The organism is Curtobacterium sp. MCPF17_046, from assembly GCF_003224295.1.
Taxonomy (GTDB): Bacteria; Actinomycetota; Actinomycetes; order Actinomycetales; family Microbacteriaceae; genus Curtobacterium.
Window position 1 is genome coordinate 18305 of record NZ_QKLB01000015.1, and the last position, 17182, is coordinate 35486.

At 69.5% G+C, this 17182-nt stretch carries 15 protein-coding genes; 8 read left to right on the plus strand and 7 right to left on the minus strand.

What is annotated here, in order from left to right; genetic code table 11:
- Positions 1–4 precede the first annotated feature (4 nt).
- Positions 5–859 (minus strand): NAD(P)-dependent oxidoreductase, encoded by an 855-nt coding sequence (locus DEJ32_RS12690; protein WP_181419612.1) that lies wholly within the window; start codon positions 857–859, stop codon positions 5–7.
- Positions 860–986: 127 nt separating this feature from the next.
- Entirely contained in the window at positions 987–1577 is a 591-nt protein-coding gene (locus tag DEJ32_RS12695; protein WP_110825838.1) for a TetR/AcrR family transcriptional regulator, read from the minus strand.
- 123 nt (positions 1578–1700) lie between these two features.
- On the opposite strand from DEJ32_RS12695, the gene DEJ32_RS12700 reads away from it, so the two are divergent.
- Positions 1701–4208 carry a glycoside hydrolase family 3 protein gene (locus tag DEJ32_RS12700; RefSeq protein ID WP_110901524.1) on the plus strand — a complete coding sequence of 836 codons (2508 nt, stop codon included), beginning with the start codon at positions 1701–1703 and terminating at the stop codon, positions 4206–4208.
- A gap of 362 nt (positions 4209–4570) precedes the next feature.
- Here the strand turns inward: DEJ32_RS12700 and DEJ32_RS12705 are convergent, their stop codons facing one another.
- The gene (locus DEJ32_RS12705; protein WP_110901525.1) at positions 4571–5584 is read right to left on the minus strand and encodes an LLM class flavin-dependent oxidoreductase; all 1014 of its coding nucleotides are present in this window, start codon (positions 5582–5584) and stop codon (positions 4571–4573) included.
- Between the two features lie 104 nt (positions 5585–5688).
- Here DEJ32_RS12705 and DEJ32_RS12710 point away from each other — a divergent pair, with 104 nt between their 5' ends.
- Both DEJ32_RS12710 and DEJ32_RS12715 read left to right on the plus strand, forming a co-directional pair.
- The gene (locus DEJ32_RS12710; RefSeq protein WP_110901526.1) at positions 5689–8244 is read left to right on the plus strand and encodes an RNA helicase; all 2556 of its coding nucleotides are present in this window, start codon (positions 5689–5691) and stop codon (positions 8242–8244) included.
- Positions 8245–8333: 89 nt separating this feature from the next.
- Positions 8334–8585 carry a DUF6458 family protein gene (locus DEJ32_RS12715; protein ID WP_110901527.1) on the plus strand — a complete coding sequence of 84 codons (252 nt, stop codon included), beginning with the start codon at positions 8334–8336 and terminating at the stop codon, positions 8583–8585.
- 86 nt (positions 8586–8671) lie between these two features.
- On the opposite strand, the gene DEJ32_RS12720 is transcribed toward DEJ32_RS12715, so the two are convergent.
- Positions 8672–9193 carry a ribonuclease H gene (locus DEJ32_RS12720; protein ID WP_110825842.1) on the minus strand — a complete coding sequence of 174 codons (522 nt, stop codon included), beginning with the start codon at positions 9191–9193 and terminating at the stop codon, positions 8672–8674.
- A gap of 224 nt (positions 9194–9417) precedes the next feature.
- Entirely contained in the window at positions 9418–9981 is a 564-nt protein-coding gene (locus tag DEJ32_RS12725) for a hypothetical protein (protein WP_110901528.1), read from the minus strand.
- Positions 9982–10092: 111 nt separating this feature from the next.
- Between DEJ32_RS12725 and DEJ32_RS12730 the strand changes: the two genes are divergently transcribed.
- Positions 10093–10422: a hypothetical protein gene (locus tag DEJ32_RS12730; protein WP_110901529.1), complete on the plus strand. Its 330-nt coding sequence runs from the start codon at positions 10093–10095 to the stop codon at positions 10420–10422.
- 55 nt (positions 10423–10477) lie between these two features.
- Here DEJ32_RS12730 and DEJ32_RS12735 read toward each other — a convergent pair whose 3' ends face one another.
- A complete protein-coding gene (locus DEJ32_RS12735) occupies positions 10478–11296 on the minus strand; it encodes an aldo/keto reductase (protein WP_110901530.1) in 819 nt (272 codons plus the stop codon).
- Positions 11297–11370: 74 nt separating this feature from the next.
- Positions 11371–12576: an MFS transporter gene (locus tag DEJ32_RS12740; protein ID WP_110901531.1), complete on the minus strand. Its 1206-nt coding sequence runs from the start codon at positions 12574–12576 to the stop codon at positions 11371–11373.
- Positions 12577–12953: 377 nt separating this feature from the next.
- On the opposite strand from DEJ32_RS12740, the gene nrdH reads away from it, so the two are divergent.
- The 4 genes from nrdH to nrdF all read left to right on the plus strand — a co-directional run bounded on the left by nrdH (position 12954) and on the right by nrdF (position 16929).
- Positions 12954–13187, plus strand: coding sequence for a glutaredoxin-like protein NrdH (gene nrdH, locus DEJ32_RS12745; protein WP_058769310.1), 234 nt, complete (start codon positions 12954–12956; stop codon positions 13185–13187).
- 116 nt (positions 13188–13303) lie between these two features.
- Positions 13304–13720 carry a class Ib ribonucleoside-diphosphate reductase assembly flavoprotein NrdI gene (gene nrdI / locus DEJ32_RS12750; RefSeq protein WP_110825847.1) on the plus strand — a complete coding sequence of 139 codons (417 nt, stop codon included), beginning with the start codon at positions 13304–13306 and terminating at the stop codon, positions 13718–13720.
- A 17-nt stretch (positions 13721–13737) separates the two neighbouring features.
- Complete coding sequence (gene nrdE, locus DEJ32_RS12755; RefSeq protein WP_110825848.1) at positions 13738–15843, plus strand: class 1b ribonucleoside-diphosphate reductase subunit alpha; 2106 nt, start codon at positions 13738–13740, stop codon at positions 15841–15843.
- 111 nt (positions 15844–15954) lie between these two features.
- Positions 15955–16929 (plus strand): class 1b ribonucleoside-diphosphate reductase subunit beta, encoded by a 975-nt coding sequence (gene nrdF, locus DEJ32_RS12760; RefSeq protein ID WP_110825849.1) that lies wholly within the window; start codon positions 15955–15957, stop codon positions 16927–16929.
- Positions 16930–17182 lie beyond the last annotated feature (253 nt).

Genomic DNA, 17182 nt, shown 5'->3' on the forward strand with positions numbered 1-17182 from the left:
GCGGTCAGCGGCGCCAGGTGTGCTCCGGGGCGTAGCCGAGGAGCTCGCGGGCCTTGTCGGAGGACAACAGTGAGCTGACGCCGTCGATGTCCGCCCGGCGCTCGATGTCCGGCAGGTACTGCTCGACGAGCTCGAGCGTCGGGGTGTCCATGACCGTGTCCGGGCTGGCGATGATGAACGCCTCGAAGCCGGTCAGCTCACTCTCGACGGCCTTGCGCACCGCCTGGGCGCCGTCACGGGAGTCGATGTACGACCACAGGTTGAAGGTCTTCGCCTCCGGGGTCGCGTCCCACGGGAACGCCGGGTAGTCCGTCTCGTCCATCACGTTCGAGAAGCGCAGCCCGATCATCTTCAGCTGCGGGTCCCAGCGGGTGAAGTGACGCGCCATTTCCTCCTCGACGGCCTTGCCGAGCGAGTACGAGGACTGCGGCCGCACCGCGAACTCCTCGTCGACCGGCAGGTAGGGCGGGTGGTGCTCGCCCATCGGGATCCCCAGGAGCGTCTCACTGGAGGCCCACACGACGTTGCGGATGCGGGCTGCGCGGGCAGCGTGGAACACGTTGATGGACGCGGTCACGTTGTTCGTGATGAGTGCGACGTCCGGCACCTGGCCCGGCGCCGGCACCGCACCGAGGTGCACGACGGCGTCGACCGAGTCGTAGCGGTCGTCGACGCCGATCAGGGTGTTGAGGACCTGGCCGTAGTCGGTCAGGTCGGTGCGGACGAACTGCACGCGCTCGGGCTTGTCCGGCGAGGGCACCCGGTCGATCAGCACGACGTCGTAGCCGTGTTCGTCGAGGTCGCGGACGACCGCCCGTCCGAGCTTGCCGCTGCCACCGGTCACCACTACACGCGTCATCGCGTCACTCCACCTCGTCGTCGAGACCCCGGGTCGGGTCGCGTCCATCCTGCACCGCGGGTGGTGGACGCGACCAGGGACGGGCGGTGCCTGTGCCGGGGCGCGGGGCGGGCCTCCTGGCCGGACGTCAGGAGCCGGTCGTGACCTGCGCCATCGCGAGGCGAGTGACGAGCTCGACGTGCTCGGCCATGTCCCGGGTCGGGTCGTACAACCACTGGATCTGCATGCCGTCCGAGGTGGCGAGCAGGACGCTGGCCAGTTCCTCCGGGTCGAGGTCGGTGCGGAGCCGGCCGTCCTGCTGCATCCGGCGGAAGTCGTCCGTCATGCGGGCGCGCGTGGTCTCGTAGCGCTCGCGGAAGTAGGCGTGCGCGGGGTGGTCCGGGTCGGTCGCCGCCGCTGCCGACAGGTTGACGAACATCTGCACGAGGCCCGGGACCTCGGCGTTGTGCCGGACGACCGCGGCGAGGAGTGCGGCGAAGTCCGGGGCGTCCCACTGTGCGGCGTTGTCCAGGTCGTCACGGCGGCGGAGGATCGCGACCCAGAGCTCGTCCTTCGAGTCGAAGTAGTGCAGGAGCCCGGCCTGCGTGAGGCCCACGGCGTCGGCGATGTCCTTGATGCTCGTGCGTCGGAACCCCTGCGTGGCGACGAGCTCGAGCGCGACGGACAGGATCTCCTCGCGCTTGGCGATGCCCTTCGCGTACGAACCCCGTCGTGCCATGGCGAGAGAGTACCGCTCGCTGGCCCGGGCAGAAACCAAGTAGCGGTAGGGATTGGTGCTAGCGTGAGGGCACTGCCGACGACGGCGCTCGGCGGTACGTCTCCGACGGAAGGAACGACCCCCGTGACCGCGACCCCCGCAGACACCGATCGGCTCGGCGAGCGCATCGACGCGCTCCTCGACCGGCTCTCCACCGAGCAGAAGGTGCAACTGCTCACCGGCCGGGACTTCTGGACCACCTGGCCGATCGAGGAGATCGGGCTCCGTCGCGTGCTCATGTCCGACGGGCCGTCCGGCGTGCGCGGCGAGGTCTGGGACGAGCGCGAGCCGTCGCTCAACCTGCCGTCCGCGACCGCGCTGAGCGCGTCGTGGGACCGCGCGATCGCGAAGCGCTACGGCGGGGTGGCCGCCGTGGAGGCCCGTCGCAAGGGCGTCGACGTCGTCCTCGGTCCGACGATCAACCTGCACCGCTCACCGCTCGGCGGTCGCCACTTCGAGGCGTTCAGCGAGGACCCGGTGCTCACCGGCGACCTGGCGGCCTCCTACGTCGCCGGCGTGCAGGAGCACGGCGTCGCGGCGACCCCGAAGCACTACATCGCGAACGACTACGAGACCGACCGCTTCACCGCGTCCACCGAGGTGTCCGAGCGTGCCCTGCGCGAGCTGTACCTGCTGGCGTTCGAGAAGGCCGTGACCGAGGCGCACGCGTGGGCCGTGATGTCGTCCTACAACGCCGTCAACGGCGTGACCGCGTCGGAGAACGACCTGCTCGAGACGCCGCTCAACGCCGAGTGGGGCTTCGACGGCGTCGTCGTGTCCGACTGGACCGGGGTCCGCTCCGTCGAGGCGGCGACGGCGTCGCAGGACCTCGCGATGCCCGGGCCGAACCCGTGGTGGAGCGAGGGGCCGCTGCTGGCCGCGGTCGAGTCCGGGGCTGTGCCGATGGCGGCCATCGACCGGAAGGTGCGTCGGATCCTGCTGCTCGCCGCCCGGGTGGGGGCGCTGTCCGGGGTGGACGCCGCGGGGCCGGCCGGTGCTGCTGCCGCTGGCGCCGCGCCGGCACGGATTCCCTCGGTCGAGGACGGCGTCGCCTTCGTGCGCGAGGCCGAGGCGGAGGGCACGGTCCTCGCCCGCAACACCGGGGTCCTGCCCCTGGACCCCGCCGCGGTGTCCCGCATCGCGGTCATCGGGCACAACGCCGACCAGGCCCGGACGCAGGGCGGCGGTTCCGCCACCGTCGTGCCCGAGTCGGTCGTCTCCCCGCTCGACGGCATCCGTGCCGCGTTCCCGGCCGCGTCGGTCGAGTACGCGATCGGTGCCGTCGTCCAGGAGGGCATCGCCGAGTTCCCCCTCGACACCATCACGAACCCGGTCACCGGGGAGCCCGGTGCGCGGGTCGCCTTCGTGCGTGACGGGGCGGAGCTGTACACGGAGGACCGTCGCGCCACCGCGCTGTTCTGGTTCGGCGGGGACGCTCCCACCCGCGAGGCCGACCGGCTGGACATCACGACCACCTACACGGCGCAGCAGGACGGCACCGTGCGGATCGGGATCGGTGCCGCGGGACGCTCCCGGATGTGGGTCGACGGCGCCCTCCTGCTCGACGAGGACGTGCCGTTCGCGGGCGACCAGCTCGGCGCCGCATTCCTCGACCCGCCGGCGCGCTCGGTCCCCGTCCCGGTGACGGCCGGGCAGCGGCTCGCGATCCGCATCGAACACGACGTCGTGCAGGACGAGACGCTCGGCGGGGTCCTCGCCTACCAGTTCGGCACCGAGCCCTCGGACGACGACCCGGCCGACCTGGTCGCCGCGGCCGTGTCCGCCGCGTCGCGGGCCGACGTCGCCGTCGTGGTCGTCGGGACGAACAGCCGGGTCGAGTCGGAGGGCCACGACCGGAGGTCCCTCGCACTGCCCGGGCACCAGGACGACCTGGTCCGTGCGGTCGCCGCGGCCAACCCGGCCACGGTCGTCGTCGTGAACGCCGGCTCGCCCATCGAGATGCCCTGGCGGGACGAGGTCGCCGCGGTCCTGCTCACCTGGTTCGGCGGCCAGGAGTACGGGAACGCACTCGCCGACGTGCTCACCGGTGCGCGGGAGCCGGGCGGCCGGCTCCCGACCACCTGGCCGGCCGTGATGTCCGACGTCCCGGTGCTCGACGTCACCCCGGTCGACGGCGCGGTCACCTACGACGAGGGCGTGCACATCGGGTACCGTGCATGGCTCCGCGCCGGCACCGAGCCGGCCTACCCGTTCGGGCACGGGCTCGGCTACACCACGTGGTCGATCGACGGCGTCGCGGCGACCCCGACGGTCACCGAGGGCGACGCCGTCATCGTGACCGCGACCGTCGCGAACACCGGGGACCGCGCGGGCAAGCACGTCGTGCAGGTCTACGCGTCCCGTGCGAGGTCCTCGGTGGACCGGCCGGTGCGCTGGCTCGTCGGCTTCGCCCCGGTGCGGCTCGACGCGGGTGCGTCGACCGAGGTCGCGATCGAGGTCCCGGCCCGCGCGTTCGCGCACTGGGACGGCGGGCGCGACGGGAACTGGGCGTACGAGCACGGGCGGTTCACCCTGCACGTCGGCGCGTCCGTGGTCGACGAGGCCGGACGGGTGTCGGTCGAACTGGCGTGAACCCGTTGCCCGCTCGACCCGTCCGGTTTCCGCACCGGGCAACGGCGGGCAAGTACGATCGGTGATGCGTCAGCCGGCTGGTTACCGGCGACGCGCGCATCACCGACGGTCCGTCGAGCGTGCGCCGCGGCCTCCTGATCCGGTCGTCGGCGCCCCGCCGGGCCGGATGCGTCCCGATGCGCCCCCGCACTCCGTGCGGGGGCGCATCCTCGTGTCCGTGACCGGTGTGACAAACCACCCAGGTGGTGGAACGATGGGTACACCATCCCGTGTGGATCAGGGACGGGATGGTCGTCCGGCGGGAGGGCCCTCGGTACTCACCACACCGTGGGCCCCGCCGGACGTCTGTCCGCTCCGCCGGTTCAGACCGTGCGCACCGCCGGTGCGATCTCCTCGGCGACGGTCCGCAGGATCCGCTCGTGGGAGGCGCGGTCCCCGTTGGCCGGGAGGGTCACGACGAGTTCGTCGGTCACCGCCACCGCCGGGTCCGCGAGCAGCGCGTCGACGATGGCGGCCGGTTCGCCGGAGAGCACGCGGCTGAAGCGGAACGGCGGGCCGGAGAGCGGCCGGCCCTCGTCGTCCATGCCGGACGCGTACCCGGTGAGGAACTCCTCGTGCACGGCGCGGTCGGAGTCGTCGAGGAGCGGGACGATGATCCGCCCGACGGCGACCTTCGGCGTGCGCTCGGGGTGCAGTTCGGCGAACCGGGAGCGGTACGCGGCGATCTGGTCGGCCTGGGCCTCGGCGAACGGGGCGCCGGTGTCCTCGGTGTTCAGCGTCGAGCAGTGCAGCAGCAGGCCCTTCTCGGCCGTCTTCACCGCGGTGCCCATGCTGCCGCCGCCCCACCAGACCCGGTCGAGCAGGTCGGGGCTCTGCGGCTGCAGGGTGAGTTCGGCGCCGGCGGGGATGGACTCGTAGCCCGTTCCGGCGGAACCGAGGGCGTCGCCGCGCAGGACCTCGAGCAGGCGGGCGGCACGGGCCTCGGCCTCGTCGCGGAACGAGCGCTCGGAGGTGCCGAACACGGGGTCGAGGATCGGGCCGTAGCCGGCGATCCCGGTGCTGATGCCGAGTTGCACCCGACCGCCGCTGAGCAGGTCGACCGTGCTGGCGTCCTCGGCGAGCCGGACCGGGTCCTCGTACCGCATCCCGAGGACGGCGGTGCCGAAGCCGATCGTGCTCGTCCGCTGGGCGGCGGCGGCGAAGAAGGTCATCGGGCTCGTCAGGAAGGGCTCGAAGTGGCGGCCGCGCACCCATCCGGTGCCGTAGCCGAGCGCCTCGGCGGCCTCGAACAGCCGGAGGCCGTCCTCGAGCGCGCTCGCGGCGCCGGGGGTGCCACCGTGGTTCGGGACGAAGGAGAGGAAGCCGAGTTCGCGCACGGAGGCAGTCTATGCGGGCGTATGGATCTGTGGAAGGTGCGGGACCTGTCCACGGATCCGGGCCTCCCGGGACCGGTGACGCGTGGTGCTGGGAGGATGGGGACATGACCGATGTCACCACCGTCCCTCCGCTCGTCGCCGCACTGCCGGCGGCAGAGGGCGTTGTCGTCGATCCCGACGCCGTCTACCTCGCCTTCGCGGAGTGGGCCGCTTCCGGCGGTCGCCCGCTCTACCCGGCGCAGGACGAAGCGCTCATCGAACTCGTCTCCGGCGCCAACGTCGTCCTGAGCACCCCGACCGGCACCGGCAAGTCGCTCGTCGCGGCCGGCGCGCACTTCGCCGCGCTCGCCGAGGGCAAGCGGAGCTACTACACGGCACCGATCAAGGCGCTCGTCTCGGAGAAGTTCTTCCAGCTCGTCGACCTGTTCGGCGCGCAGAACGTCGGCATGGTCACGGGCGACTCGGCCGTCAACGCGGATGCCCCGATCGTCTGCTGCACCGCAGAGATCCTCGCGAACCTCGCGCTCCGCCAGGGCCCCGACGCCGACGTGGACGTCGTCGTGATGGACGAGTTCCACTTCTACGGCGACGCCGACCGCGGGTGGGCGTGGCAGGTGCCGCTGCTCGTGCTCGAGCGGGCGCAGTTCCTGCTCATGTCGGCGACCCTCGGCGACGTCACCACGATCGCGGACGACCTCTCCCGACGGACCGGCCGCGCCACCGCACGGGTGACCGGCGTCTCGCGGCCCGTCCCGCTCGCGTACGAGTACGTCATGACGCCCGTGCAGGAGACGGTGGAGCGCCTGCTCGAAGAGCGCAAGGCGCCGGTCTACATCGTCCACTTCGCCCAGGCAGCGGCGCTCGAACGGGCGCAGTCGCTCATGTCCGCCAAGGTCGCCAGCCGGGAGCGCCGCGACGAGATCGCGGAGGCCATCGCCGGCTTCCGCTTCAGCGCCGGGTTCGGGCAGACGCTGTCCCGGCTCATCCGTGCCGGCATCGGGGTGCACCACGCTGGCATGCTGCCGAAGTACCGGCGGCTCGTCGAACAGCTCGCGCAACGCGGGCTCCTGCCCGTGATCTGCGGGACCGACACCCTGGGCGTCGGCATCAACGTCCCCATCCGAGCGGTGCTCTTCACCGGGCTGACGAAGTTCGACGGCACGAAGATGCGGCAGCTCTCCGCGCGCGAGTTCCACCAGATCGCCGGCCGTGCCGGTCGCGCCGGCTACGACACCGAGGGCGACGTCGTGGCGGAGGCCCCCGAGCACGACATCGAGAACGCGCGGGCCGTCGCCAAGGCCGGGGACGACCCGAAGAAGAAGAACAAGATCAAGCGGAAGAAGGCGCCCGAGGGCTTCGTGTCCTGGGGCCAGGCGTCCTTCGAGCGCCTGATCGCCGCCGAGCCCGAGCCGATGGTGTCGCGCATGCGCATCACGCACGCGATGGTGCTCTCCGTCGTCGCGCGCGGGGGAGACGCGTTCCAGGACGTCCGCTCTCTGGTGTTCGACAACCACGAACCCCGAGCGCGTCAGCTCGCGATGGCCAGGCGGGCGCTCACCATCGCCCGGACCCTGATCAACGCGCGGGTGATCGAGAAGGTCGACGGGCGCTACCGCCTCACCGTCGACCTGCAGGCGAACTTCGCGCTGAACCAGCCGCTGTCACCCTTCGCACTCGCCGCCTTCGAGCTGCTCGACCCCGACTCCCCGACCTTCGCGCTCGACATGGTCTCCATCGTCGAGGCGACCCTCGACGACCCGCGCGCGATCCTGTCGCAGCAGCAGTTCAAGGAGCGTGGGGAAGCGGTCGCCCGGATGAAGCAGGAGGGCATCGAGTACGAGGAGCGCATGGAGCTGCTCGAAGAAGTGACCTGGCCGAAGCCGCTCGACGAGCTCCTGACCGCCGCGTACGAGAGCTACGCGGACGAGCAGCCCTGGGTGCTCGACTTCACCCTCTCGCCGAAGTCCGTGGTCCGCGACATGTACGAGCGGGCGATGACCTTCGGTGACTACGTGCGGTACTACCAGCTCACCCGGTCCGAAGGGCTCGTCCTCCGGTACCTGTCGGACGCGTACCGGACCATGCGGCAGACCATCGCCGACGAGCACCGGACGCAGGAGCTCGACGACGTCATCGAGTGGCTCGGCGAACTCGTGCGCCAGGTCGACTCCTCGCTCGTCGACGAGTGGGAGGCCCTGCTGAACGGGGACATCGCGCTCGCCGAGGCCGAACACGAGGAGATCGCCCCGCCGCAGCCCGCCCGCCTCACCGGCAACGTGCGGGCCTTCCGGGTGCTCGTGCGGAACGCCCTGTTCCAGCGCGTGCTGCTCGCCGCTCGCGACGACATCGACGGGCTCGGTGAACTCGACGCGCAGCAGGGGTTCGACCGGTCCGCGTGGGACACCGTGCTCGAGGAGTACTACGACGAGCACGACACCGTCGGCATCGACGCCGAGGCCCGGTCCATGCAGTACCTCGTCCTCACCGAGGAAGGCCGGACCTGGCGCGCACGGCAGATCTTCGCCGACCCGGAGGGCGACAAGGACTTCGGCTTCTCCGCCACGATCGACCTCGACGCGTCCGACGAGGCGGGGGAGGCCGTCGTCCGGGTCACCGAGATCGGCCGGTTCGACGGGTGGGCCGAGGTCGACGTCGACTGAGGGTGGATCGACCGAGGGCGGATCGACCGAGGGCGGAACACGAGCGGGCACCGTCCGGTACGGTCGGGGTTCCCACGGAAGGAACGCCCATGCGTATCGGCTCCAGCATCGCCCTGATCGTGATCGGCGCAATCGTCGCGTTCGCGGTCGACTTCCAGGTCGCGGGCATCGACCTGAAGCTCATCGGCTACATCCTCATCGCAGCGGGGGTCATCCTGCTCATCATCAGCCTGGCGGTCGGCTTCGGCGGGCGTCGGACCACCACCACGACCCGTTCCGGGGTCGACCCGACCTCCGGTGAGCAGATCACGCGGCAGGACCGCCGCGACGGCACCTACTGACACCGCAAGCGCGAACGACGAGGGCGGGACCGGTCGGTCCCGCCCTCGTCGTGTGCCCGGGTGGTGTGTGCGGCTGCGTGCTCGGCTCAGAAGAGCGTCGCGGGCGGGACGGCCTCGGGCAGCGCTTCCGGCTCCGGGACGTCGACGCCCGGCCAGCCCGGCCCCGTCGGCACCTCGGTGCGGTTCTGGTACGCGGTCGCGGCGCCCCGGGCCCGGACGTCGGCGGCCTCGTTCATCTCGTGGCCCATGTGTCCCCGGACCCACTCGAAGGTGACCTTGCGGCCCTGCAGCTCGGCGTCGAGCTCCTTGATGATCTCGACGTTCAGCACGGGCTTGCCGTCGGCCTTCCGCCAGCCCTTCCGCTTCCACCCGGCGAGCCACTCGGTGCAGGCCTTGATGGCGTACTGGCTGTCGCAGAGGATGTGCAGGGGTTCGCCGGTGTCCTTGGTCGCACGGAGCAGCTGCAGGACCGCGGTCAGTTCGCCCTGGTTGTTCGTTCCGCGGGGCCATCCGCCGGCTGCCCACCGGTCGTCGTCCACGTACCAGGCCCAGCCGGCCGGGCCGGGGTTGCCGAGGGCTGAGCCGTCTGCGGCGGCGACGATCGTCACGGTGGGACCTCCTGGTGGTGGCGAGTGCCCGACGAGCGTAACGGACCTGTCGGGCGGGGTGTGCCTCCCGGCCGTCGGCGGGGGACGGCGCCGGGGTCGCGCCCAGCTGCGCTCATCGCACCCTGTCGCGACGGGGCGCGTCGTCCGCCGCGGGGCGCGACCGGATCGCGGGTCAGCGGCCGCTCACCTGGCGGAGTGCGGCGACGAGGGCGTCGCTCCCGCCCTCAGCGTCCTGCTGCGTCATCGAGCGCCTGGACCATGGCCGTGCCGTCGGCGACGTCGAAGAACGCCATTTGACGGGGGCCGAACAAGCCGTCCATCCCGGTGTTCGCGTACACGTGCTGCACGCCGCCACCGGAGAACAGGCCGCCGCCCGATCCGCCCCATTCGACCGAGCAGTGGGTACGACCGCGCGTCCAGGTGATGCTCCGGTCCATCCGTCGGACATCGGTCTCGCGGCTGCTGCGGCCGTTCGTGATGAAGGCCCGCTTGTCTGTCACGGCGAAGGCCTCCGTGCGCTTCCGGTGGCGCTTCACGAAGAACCGGCCCACGATCAGATGCAGCCCGATGAGGGCGAAGACGCTGCCGAACAGGGCGAAGAACCACGGCGCTCCGCTGGTGAGGACGCCGACCTCCCAGGAGATCGCGAAGCCGCCCCACAGGAGGCTGAACGGCACGAGGAAGGCGTCACGCCCGCCGAACAGGCGGCCCGGCTCGCTCTGCCCCACCCACAGCAGGTGCTCGCCGGGGCGGAGCTCGTCGGAAGCCAGGGCACGAGGACCGATCACCCTTCGACGGTACCGACGCGGGCACGGCGCCGTTGTGCCCCGATCGGGCCGACGCCCTGGGAGCCGGCCACCCTCCGCCGCCTACCGTTCGGGGAAACGGGAGGAACCACCATGAGCAACGACATCGCAGGCCCCGAGCACTCCGACGACCGGGACCGCTCGGACGCCCTGACCTCGGCCGCGCACAGCGGCGACGTCGACGGTGTCAGCGGCAGCGAACAGCGGGCCGCCGACACCTCGTACAGCCCCTCGAGTGAGCGGGAGATGGACGCGTCCCAGACCGAGCAGCGTGACGACGACGACCTGCGCGAGGACGGCATCGACCCGTCGCGGGTCGTCGCTGCTCCGGGGACCGGTGGCGCCGACGACGCCGGTGACGTCGAGCCGGAGCCGGGCGACCTCAACCTGCCGTGGCAGTCCGAGGAGGACCGCCAGGGCTGACCATCGGCCGGTCCCTCAGGATGTGAGCCGGCCCGTCAGGACCCGGGTCCGTCCCTCAGGACACCGAGTCCGGGTGGGAGCCCGTCCGCTGCCCGGACTCGAGGCCGGCGATGGCGGCGAGTTCCTCGTCGCCCAGCACGAACCCGTCGACGTCGAGGTTCGACCGGATGCGCGCCGGCGTGACCGACTTCGGCAGGACGACGATGCCCTGCTGCACGTTCCACCGCACGAGCACCTGGGCGACGCTCACCCCGTACGCGGCGGCGATGCCGGTGAGGACCGGGTCCTCGACGAGGCGTCCACGGCCGAGAGGCGACCACGCCCCGGTGACGATGTCGTGCTGCGCGTGGAAGGCGATGAGCTCGCGCTGTGGCAACCACGGGTGCCGCTCGACCTGGTTGAGTGCCGGCACCTCGCCGGTCTCGGCGATGATCCGCTCGAGGTGGGGGACCTGGAAGTTCGACACCCCCACGCTCCGCGCGCGGCCGGACTCGCGCAGCTCGACGAGCGTGCGCCACGTCTCGACGTAGCGGTCGTTCGCCGCGGCGGGCCAGTGGATGAGGTACAGGTCGACGGCGTCGAGTCCCAGTCGGTCGAGGCTGGCGTCGAAGGCGCGCAGGGTCGCGTCACGCCCCTGGTGGTCGTTCCACACCTTGGTGGTCACGAACACCTCGTCGCGGTCGAGCCGGGAGGCCCGGATCGCCTTCCCGACGCCGCGCTCGTTCCCGTACATCTCGGCGGTGTCGACGTGGCGGTACCCGGCGTCGAGCGCCAGGCCGACGGCCGTCTCGGCCTCCGCGTCGTCGACCTTGTAGACGCCGAAGCCGACGGCGGGGATGCTCCGGCCGTCGCGGAGGGGGATCGTGGTGACCATGCCCCCATCCTGCCGCCCCGGGCCTCCCGGACCGGCATCTCGAGCGGCGCTGTGCAGAGGCGCCGCCACCGAGGTCAGCTGGGGATCCTGACCGGCTCGGTGTCCGGGATGGGGCTGACGTCGCGACCGCGGAGGTCGGGCAGCCAGCTCCGCATCGCCAGCGGCAGCACGACGCCGGCCGCGGCCATCACCGCACCGACCATGAGCCCGCCGCTCGGGCCGTTGCTGTCGATGAGGAAGCCCGCGACCGCGGACCCACCAGCGGCACCGATGAGCTGACCGGTGCCCATCCAGCCGTACGCCTCGGCGGTGTCGGAGAACTTGACCGTCGCCGACACCGACCCGAACATGACCGCGAGGGCAGGCGCGATGCCGGCGCCGGCGATGACGAGGGCGATGCAGAGCCACCAGAACGTCGGGTTGCCCACGGCGAGGACCAGGCCGACGAAGACGATCGTCATCCGCAACCAGAGCGTGTTCTTCGAGATCGGGCGGTGGCCGAGCGCGAGGCCGCCGATGAGCGACCCGATGGCGAAGACCGCGAGGACGATGCCGGCGTTCGGGCTGCCCTCGCCGAAGACGCTCGTGACGCTGGCCTCGACCGCGGCGCACGCCCCGATCAGGAGCAGACCGGTCAGGGTCGCCACGACGACCGACGGACGCTTCATGACGACACCGAAGGCGCGCTTCGAGCGGGGGATCCGGACGCGGCCGAGCTCGGGGGAGGCGATGAACCACGCGCCGCCGACGAGCAGGAACGCCATCGCGACGACGATCGCCTCGACCGTGCCGATCTGCGTCGCGACGAACGTCGTGATGACCGGGCCGGCGACCCAGATGAGCTCCTGCGCACTGGCGTCGAGGGAGAAGAGCGGGGTGAGCTGCTTCGACGTCACCATCTTCGGGTAGATGGTGCGCACCGCGGGCTGCACGGGCGGGACGGCCAGGCCGCCGACGAACCCGATGACCACGTACGCCCAGAGCGGCATCACGAAGAAGGCGATGACGCCCATGGTGACGAACGCCACGATGCTCGTGAGGACCAGGACGGGGCGCATGCCCCAGCTGCCCATCCACCGGCTCGTCAGCGGCCCGGCGAGGGCCTGTCCGACGCTGGTGGTCGCGAGCACGAGTCCGGCGGCGCCGTAGGAGTGGAAGATGTGCTCGACGTGCAGCAGGTAGGCCAGCGACAGCATGCCGAACGGGAAGCGAGCGGTCAGCTGCGCGGCGATGACCCGGCCGACACCGGGCGTCTTCAACAGGGACCCGTACGCGCTCACGTGACGAGTGTACGGACCGGACGGACCGCCCCGCAGGGGCTGTGGAGGACCGTGTCCCCTGTCCGGGGGAAGGACGATCGGTGGCTGTCCGCGCAGCGTTCTCAGACACGCCGAGTGGCAGGTGCGTCCGACGGTTTCCACACCCGTGGAGAGGGCCCCTCAACGGGGTGTGGGAAGTGTCGGTGGTGGGTGCGAGAGTGGCGGAAAACCGGGCCTCGCGGGAATCCACAGTCTGTGGAGGGCGTTGTGGAGAACTACAGGGGTGTAACACTTCCTCTAGTGGTCCAACCGGCCATCGGGCACTACATGTAGTAGCGTCGTCCACAACACAGCACCAGAACGTCGGGCCCCCACCGGGCCCAGAACCAGGGGAGATCATGGCCGTCACCGTGTACACCAAGCCGTCCTGCGTCCAGTGCACTGCGACGTACCGCGCCCTCGACAACAAGGGCATCCAGTACGAGGTGCACGACGTCTCCACGGACGAAGCCGCACTCGAGCACGTCAAGAGCCTCGGCTACATGCAGGCCCCCGTCGTCGTGACCGACGACGACCACTGGTCGGGCTTCCGCCCCGACAAGATCGCCACCCTCAGCGCCGAACTGGCCTGACGCCGCGCGGGCCGTCCGGCCCGCGTCGCCCGGTGGCGGGCAGACAGCCTGGAGGCTCGTCCCGCCCCCGCCACACCCCTCCGGTCCGCAGTCCGCACCTCGCCAGGGAGCGCACCATGAGCCGCCTCGTCTACTTCTCGAGTGTCTCGGGCAACACCGCCCGGTTCGTGGAGAAGCTCGGCCAGGACGCCGACCGGATCCCGCTCCTCCCGAGCGAGCCGTTCCTCCACGCGGACGGCCCGTACGTGCTCGTCCTGCCCACCTACGGCGGCGGCAACGGCCACGGAGCGGTCCCCAAGCAGGTCATCAAGTTCCTCAACGACGAACACAACCGGGCACTGATCCGGGGCGTGATCGCCGCCGGCAACACGAACTTCGGCGAGGCCTACGGTCTCGCGGGCGACGTGATCGCACAGAAGTGCCACGTGCCCGTTCTCTACAGATTCGAACTCTTCGGGACCCCTGACGACGTGTCGGCGGTCAACTCAGGATTGGAAGCATTTTGGACGCAGCAGTTGCAGACGTCGATCTGACGTCGCCGCAGACGGGGATGGACTACCACTCCCTCAACGCGATGCTCAACCTCTACGACGCGGACGGGAACATCCAGTTCGACAAGGATCGTGAGGCGGCCAAGCAGTTCTTCCTGCAGCACGTCAACCAGAACACCGTCTTCTTCCACAACCTGAAGGAGCGGCTGGACTACCTGGTCGAGAACGAGTACTACGAGCAGGCGACGATCGACCAGTACTCGCTCGAGTTCATCCAGAAGCTCAACGACCTGGCGTACTCGAAGAAGTTCCGGTTCCAGACGTTCCTCGGCGCGTTCAAGTACTACACGAGCTACACGCTCAAGACGTTCGACGGCAAGCGCTACCTCGAGCGCTTCGAGGACCGTGTCGTGATGACCGCGCTCGGCCTGGCGCAGGGCAACGAGCAGCTCGCGATCGACCTCGTCGAGGAGATCATCGCCGGCCGCTTCCAGCCCGCCACCCCGACGTTCCTCAACACCGCGAAGGCCCAGCGCGGCGAGCTCGTCTCCTGCTTCCTCCTCCGCATCGAGGACAACATGGAGTCGATCTCGCGCGGCATCAACTCCTCGCTGCAGCTCTCGAAGCGCGGCGGCGGCGTGGCCCTGCTCCTGTCGAACATCCGCGAGGCCGGCGCCCCGATCAAGCAGATCGAGAACCAGTCCTCGGGCATCATCCCCGTGATGAAGCTGCTGGAAGACTCGTTCTCCTACGCGAACCAGCTCGGTGCGCGTCAGGGTGCCGGTGCCGTCTACCTGTCGGCCCACCACCCCGACATCATGAAGTTCCTCGACACCAAGCGCGAGAACGCGGACGAGAAGATCCGCATCAAGACGCTGTCGCTCGGTGTCGTCGTGCCGGACATCACGTTCGAGCTCGCGAAGAACAACGAGGACATGTACCTGTTCTCGCCGTACGACGTCGAGAAGGTCTACGGCGTTCCGTTCGGTGACGTCCCGATCTCCGAGAACTACCGCGCGATGGTCGACGACTCGCGTATCAAGAAGACGAAGATCAAGGCGCGTGACTTCTTCACGACCATCGCCGAGATCCAGTTCGAGTCGGGCTACCCGTACATCGTGTTCGAGGACACGGTGAACAAGGCGAACCCGATCAAGGGTCGGATCAACATGTCCAACCTGTGCTCGGAGATCCTGCAGGTCAACACCCCGACCACCTTCAACGAGGACCTGTCCTACAAGGAGATCGGCAAGGACATCTCCTGCAACCTCGGCTCGCTGAACATCGCGCTGACGATGGACTCGCCGGACTTCGGCAAGACCATCGAGACCGCCATCCGCGGCCTGACCTCGGTCTCGCAGATGTCGCACATCTCGTCGGTCCGCTCGGTCGAGGACGGCAACGACAAGTCGCACGCCATCGGCCTCGGCCAGATGAACCTGCACGGCTACCTCGCTCGTGAGCGCGTGTACTACGGCTCCGAAGAGGGCATCGACTTCACGAACATCTACTTCTACACGGTGCTGTTCCACGCCCTGCGCGCCTCGAACAACATCGCGATCGAGACCGGGGAGACCTTCGACGGCTTCCGCGACTCGAAGTACGCGTCGGGTGAGTTCTTCGACAAGTACACCGACCAGGTCTGGACGCCGGCCACCCCCCGCGTCGCGTCGCTGTTCGACAACGCGAACATCACCATCCCGACGCAGGACGACTGGAAGGCGCTGAAGGCGTCCATCCAGCAGCACGGCATCTACAACCAGAACCTGCAGGCCGTCCCGCCGACCGGTTCGATCTCGTACATCAACCACTCGACGTCGTCGATCCACCCGATCGCGTCGAAGATCGAGATCCGCAAGGAAGGCAAGCTCGGCCGCGTCTACTACCCGGCGCCGTTCATGACGAACGACAACCTGGACTACTACCAGGACGCGTACGAGATCGGCCCCGAGAAGATCATCGACACCTACGCCGCTGCCACCCAGCACGTCGACCAGGGCCTGTCGCTGACGCTGTTCTTCAAGGACACCGCAACCACGCGCGACATCAACAAGGCGCAGATCTACGCATGGCGCAAGGGCATCAAGACGATCTACTACATCCGTCTCCGCCAGCTCGCGCTCGAGGGCACCGAGGTCGAGGGCTGCGTCAGCTGCATGCTGTAGCGGCCGGTCGCTGACGCGACTGCCCACCGGACTGGAGGCGCGGTGCCATCCCGCACCGCGCCTCCAGTCCGCATCACTGGTCACCATCTACTGCTGAACGAGGAACACACGTTGGTCGAGAAGCTCAAGCTCATCGATCGGGTCCAGGCAATCAACTGGAACCGAATCCAGGACGACAAGGACGTCGAGGTCTGGAACCGTCTCGTCAACAACTTCTGGCTGCCCGAGAAGGTGCCGCTGTCGAACGACGTGCAGTCGTGGAACACGCTCACGCCGGCCGAGCAGAAGCTGACCATGCGCGTGTTCACCGGCCTGACGCTCCTGGACACCATCCAGGGCACCGTCGGCGCCGTCTCGCTCATCCCGGACGCGATCACCCCGCACGAGGAAGCCGTCTACACGAACATCGCGTTCATGGAGTCGGTGCACGCGAAGTCGTACTCGTCGATCTTCTCGACCCTCGCATCGACGCCGGAGATCGACGAGGCCTTCCGCTGGTCCGAGGAGAACCCGAACCTGCAGAAGAAGGCGTCCATCGTGATGGACTACTACCAGGGCGACAACCCGCTGAAGCGCAAGATCGCGTCGACGCTGCTCGAGTCGTTCCTGTTCTACTCCGGCTTCTACCTGCCGATGCACTGGTCCAGCCGCGCGAAGCTCACGAACACCGCCGACCTGATCCGACTCATCATCCGCGACGAAGCCGTGCACGGGTACTACATCGGCTACAAGTTCCAGAAGGGCCTGGAGCGCGTCACGCAGCAGGAGCGCGACGAGCTCAAGGACTACACGTTCTCGCTGCTCTACGAGCTCTACGACAACGAGGCGCAGTACACGCAGGACCTCTACGACGAGGTCGGGCTGACCGAGGACGTCAAGAAGTTCCTGCACTACAACGCCAACAAGGCGCTGATGAACCTGGGCTACGAGGCGATGTTCCCGAAGAACATCACCGACGTGAACCCGGCGATCCTGTCCGCCCTGTCGCCGAACGCGGACGAGAACCACGACTTCTTCTCGGGGTCGGGGTCGTCGTACGTCATCGGCAAGGCCGTGAACACGGAGGACGAGGACTGGGACTTCTGATCCTGGTCTGACTCGTGGGGGCGCCCCGCTGGCTTCGGCCGGCGGGGCGTTCCTCATGCCCAACTGGATGAGCGTTGACGGGACCACACTCACCGGCGGAGGACAGCTGCCACGGCCTCGCTGATGGTGGTTTCCGGGTGTCCTCTCGGTGTCGGCGGACTGCCTTCGGGTCGACGTCGGTGATACCCGACGCGGGGAGGGGCATGCCGATGACGCCAGGGCCGGAGGCTGCGAACTAGAGGGTGGCGAGTGT

Bases quoted from the DNA above. Each gene is read 5' to 3' on its own strand.
- DEJ32_RS12710 (WP_110901526.1), top strand. From the start codon at position 5,689: ATGACCGATGTCACCACCGTCCCTCCGCTCGTCGCCGCACTGCCGGCG.
- DEJ32_RS12715 (WP_110901527.1), top strand. From the start codon at position 8,334: ATGCGTATCGGCTCCAGCATCGCCCTGATCGTGATCGGCGCAATCGTC.
- nrdH (WP_058769310.1), top strand. From the start codon at position 12,954: ATGGCCGTCACCGTGTACACCAAGCCGTCCTGCGTCCAGTGCACTGCG.
- DEJ32_RS12695 (WP_110825838.1), bottom strand. From the start codon at position 1,577: ATGGCACGACGGGGTTCGTACGCGAAGGGCATCGCCAAGCGCGAGGAG.
- DEJ32_RS12735 (WP_110901530.1), bottom strand. From the start codon at position 11,296: ATGGTCACCACGATCCCCCTCCGCGACGGCCGGAGCATCCCCGCCGTC.
- DEJ32_RS12730 (WP_110901529.1), top strand. From the start codon at position 10,093: ATGAGCAACGACATCGCAGGCCCCGAGCACTCCGACGACCGGGACCGC.
- nrdI (WP_110825847.1), top strand. From the start codon at position 13,304: ATGAGCCGCCTCGTCTACTTCTCGAGTGTCTCGGGCAACACCGCCCGG.
- DEJ32_RS12690 (WP_181419612.1), bottom strand. From the start codon at position 859: ATGACGCGTGTAGTGGTGACCGGTGGCAGCGGCAAGCTCGGACGGGCG.
- nrdE (WP_110825848.1), top strand. From the start codon at position 13,738: ATGGACTACCACTCCCTCAACGCGATGCTCAACCTCTACGACGCGGAC.